This window comes from Aeromonas sp. R1-1 (genome assembly GCF_040908495.1).
Taxonomy (GTDB): Bacteria; Pseudomonadota; Gammaproteobacteria; order Enterobacterales; family Aeromonadaceae; genus Aeromonas; species Aeromonas veronii.
Genome location: NZ_JBFODV010000227.1, coordinates 1 through 3,604 on the forward strand (window position 1 = coordinate 1; position 3,604 = coordinate 3,604).

At 64.1% G+C, this 3,604-nt stretch carries 4 protein-coding genes and 1 pseudogene; 2 read left to right on the forward strand and 3 right to left on the reverse strand.

Annotated elements, in window-relative coordinates:
• Positions 1–192, reverse strand: a pseudogene (locus AB5Y92_RS15270) (hypothetical protein); the annotation flags it as partial.
• A gap of 86 nt (positions 193–278) precedes the next feature.
• The gene (locus AB5Y92_RS15275; protein WP_368227066.1) at positions 279–701 is read right to left on the reverse strand and encodes a hypothetical protein; all 423 of its coding nucleotides are present in this window, start codon (positions 699–701) and stop codon (positions 279–281) included.
• Between the two features lie 88 nt (positions 702–789).
• On the opposite strand from AB5Y92_RS15275, the gene AB5Y92_RS15280 reads away from it, so the two are divergent.
• Both AB5Y92_RS15280 and AB5Y92_RS15285 read left to right on the forward strand, forming a co-directional pair.
• Positions 790–1,458 carry a response regulator transcription factor gene (locus AB5Y92_RS15280; RefSeq protein ID WP_005340090.1) on the forward strand — a complete coding sequence of 223 codons (669 nt, stop codon included), beginning with the start codon at positions 790–792 and terminating at the stop codon, positions 1,456–1,458.
• The gene (locus AB5Y92_RS15285; protein ID WP_368227067.1) at positions 1,455–2,699 is read left to right on the forward strand and encodes a sensor histidine kinase; all 1,245 of its coding nucleotides are present in this window, start codon (positions 1,455–1,457) and stop codon (positions 2,697–2,699) included. Before AB5Y92_RS15280 ends, AB5Y92_RS15285 begins: the two co-directional genes overlap by 4 nt.
• Before the next feature lie 84 nt (positions 2,700–2,783).
• Here the strand turns inward: AB5Y92_RS15285 and rimK are convergent.
• Positions 2,784–3,604: 30S ribosomal protein S6--L-glutamate ligase (gene rimK / locus AB5Y92_RS15290; protein WP_368227068.1), on the reverse strand; the 821-nt coding region annotated here is incomplete at its 5' end.

Below are 3,604 nucleotides of genomic sequence, written 5' to 3' on the forward strand. Positions count from 1 at the left end.
GAGTGGCTGCGGCCAAATCTCCCCCTGCCGCCAGATGGCGGCACTGCCCTGCTCCACTTCGGCCCCCTGAAATTGCAGGCGGATGCCGTCGCTGTGCTCCAGCTCCACCAGCCACAGCTCGTCGGCTCCCGCCTGCGCCGCCCAGAGCGGCACACCCAGCATCCATGCACACCACTTTCTCGATTGTTCCATCTTCGTTCGTCCCTGAACAAAAAGCCCATGCTGGACAAGCATGGGCTTCATTCGGGAGCATTTCTAATCGGAACGCAGAGATCGGATCAGTCATCCTCGCGGCAGCGGCTCAGGCGCATGCCGTCAAACTTGCACTCCAGCTCCAGCCAGCGCCCTTCGAACGGCGCCAGACTGTTGTCCGAGGTGGTGTAGCCCCAGATCCGCCCCCCTTCCACCGGCCCCTCCAGATCCATCTCGTCCTTGTCATCTTCGTCGAGGGCTTCAACCTTGCGCACATAGCGCACGCCGTTCTCCACCACCCCTTTCATCTCGACCCAGGTGCCGCCGAGATCATCCTCGTTGAGCCAATCCTTGAAGCGGGTCTGGTCGTCGATCACGAACGGCATGCCGTTGACCATCAACTGGCCAAGCTGCCAGGTGGTGCGGCCGGTCAGTTTGAATTCGGTCGCCTGTGAGGTGCCAAGTGGCAACAAGATCAGCAACAGGAGGGCGCAGAGAGACTTCTTCATCAGGGATCCTCGGGGTTACACTGGCAAACAGGATGCCGAATCCGGTGTGAAAAGAGCGTGAAACGCTCGCCAACCAGGAGAGCAAAGCATGAAGATTTTGGTAGTAGAAGACAATCCTCAGGTGGCGGAAACCATCATGGATTATCTGGAGCTGGCCGGTCACCGCCTCGATTGTGCCTATCACGGTCAGGCGGCGCTGCAACTGCTGGAGGAGCAGCGTTTCGACGTCATCATCATGGATGTGATGATGCCGCGCCTCGATGGCCTCAGCACAGTGGCGCGCCTGCGCGAGCAGGGGATTGCCACTCCCGTGCTGTTTCTCACCGCCCGCGACAGCCTGGAAGACAAGCTGGCAGGCTTCAAGGCCGGTGGCGACGACTATCTGGTCAAGCCGTTCGCCATGGAGGAGCTGGAGGTGCGACTGCAAGCCCTCAGCCTGCGTGGCCCGCGCGGCGATGTGGGGGCCATCAGCTTTGGCGATCTGACGGTCGATGTCGCCAGCGGCCGCGCCACCCGCGCCGGTGAGCCCCTCAAGCTCGGCAAAATCCCGTTCCGGATCCTCGCCCTGCTGGCCCGCCGCGCCCCCGCCATCGTCAGCCGTCAGGAGGTGCTCGACACCGTCTGGGGGGATGAGGAGCCCGACTCCGATGCCCTGCGCAGCCATATCTATGCCCTGCGCAACGCGCTGGACAAACCCTTCCCCACTCCCATGCTGGAGACCCTGCACGGTCAGGGCTATCGACTGGTGAGCGCATGAGCCTGCCGAGCCTGCGCCGCCGCCTGATCATGGCGCTCGGCGGCGCCGGGGTGGTGCTGCTGATCCTGCTCTCCGGCTTGATGCTGGTGGCCGAGGACAAGATGGAGGAGCTGAGCCTGCGCCACTGGCTGGAAGCCGAAGTGACCCGCTACAGCGATGACTGGCTGCGACTCGGCCCGGCTGCGGCGGCTCCAAGCCCCAGACAGTTCTCCAGCTACTGGACCGAGGCGGGCCGCTTGCCCAAGTGGTTGAAGCCCTACCAGACTCCCGGCTTTTTCGAGCACCAACTGGGCAAGGAGGACAAACACTTTCTGGTGGCCCGTCACCCCTCCGGCGAGGGACTGCTCTATCTGGTGTTCAACGACGACGCCGACGACTACCTAGACCCCTACGAAGACAAGCTGCATCTGGCGACCCGGCTGATCGGGGTGACCCTGCTGCTCGCCTGCCTCGGCTTCGGCATCTGGCTGGTACGCCATATCACAGGGCCGCTGCAACGGCTGCAACAGAGGGTCGCCCACCTCACCCCGGATCAGGCGGATTTCGAGCCCGACGCCCCCTGGCAGGAGCTGCGGGACATCGAGCTGGCGCTGCTGGCCGGCAAGCAGGAGGTGAGCGCAGTGTTCGCTCGCGAGCAGGAGTTCAGCCGCTTCGCCAGCCACGAGCTGCGCACCCCCAACATGGTGATCCAGGGCTCGGCGGCCCTGCTCGGCAAGGTGACGGATCTGCCCGCACCGGCCGCCCGCGCCACCACCCGTATCCGCGCCGCCGCCGACGAGATGGCGCTGCTCACCGAGACCTTCCTGCTGCTGGGCCGCAAGGAGGCGGTGGAGCGGCCACTGCAGCAGGTGACCCCGCTGATCCGTCAGGAGCTGGCCCGCCTCGCTCCGCTGTTGCAGCGGGAGGCCCTCGATATCCGGCTTAATCTGGACGAGAGCAGCGAAGTAAACGCCCCCCTCTCCCTGCTCGCCATCGCCCTCGGCAACCTGCTGAAAAATGCCCTGAGCTATGCCGAGGGACATATCGACATCGAGCTGTGTGGCCCGGTGCTCACCATCAGCAACCCGACGGCAGCGGCGCCGGATCAGATCCTCGGCTACGGCTGTGGCCTCACCATCATCCAGCGTATCTGCGAGAAGCTGGGCTGGCAGATCGACACCCGGCTCGAGGATGGCGTATTTAGCGCAAGGCTGGCGATGATCGCCGCCGAACAGTTCCCTCTCCCTTTGGGAGAGGGCTAGGGTGAGGGAACTTCGGCACCAGCCAGATAGCAACAAGGCGCCCGAGGGCGCCCTGTTTCTATCTGACAGATGCAAGCCTGAGGCTCACTCCGCCGGTTTGTTCTTGCGGCTCGCCTTGAGTTCGAGGAACTCGATGATTTTGCCGGCCACATCCTTGCCGGAAGCGGCTTCCACCCCTTGCAATCCGGGGGAGGAGTTGACCTCCAGCACCAGCGGGCCACGGGCGCTACGCAGGATATCGACCCCCGCCACATCCAGCCCCATGATCTTGGCGGCCTGTACGGCGGTTGCGCGCTCTTCCGGAGTGATCTTGATCGCCTCGGCGGTGCCGCCACGGTGCAGGTTGGAGCGAAACTCCCCCGGCTGGGCCTGGCGGCGCATGGCGGCAACTACCTTGCCGTTGACCACCAGACAGCGGATGTCGGCGCCATTGGCCTCGCGGATATACTCCTGCACCAGAATGTTGTTGTTGGTCTGGATAAAGGCTTCGATCACGCTCTCGGCGGCTTTCTGGGTCTCGCAGAGCACCACGCCAATCCCCTGGGTTCCCTCCAGCAATTTCACCACCAGCGGCGCCCCGCCCACCATGGTGATGAGGTCGGGCACGTCGTGGGTGCTGTGGGCATAGCCGGTGATGGGCAGGCCGATGCCGTGGCGGGAGAGCAGCTGCATCGCCCGCAGCTTGTCGCGGGAACGGCTGATGGCCACCGAGCTGTTGAGGGCCATGGTGTTCATCATCTCGAACTGGCGCAGCACGGCGGTGCCGTAGGCGGTAATGCTGGCCCCGATCCGCGGGATCACGGCGTCATAGCTTCCCAGCTCCCCACCCTCGTAGTGAATGGAGGGGTTGTGGGAAGCGATATTCATATAGCAGCGCAGGGTGTCGAGCACCTCTACCTGATGAC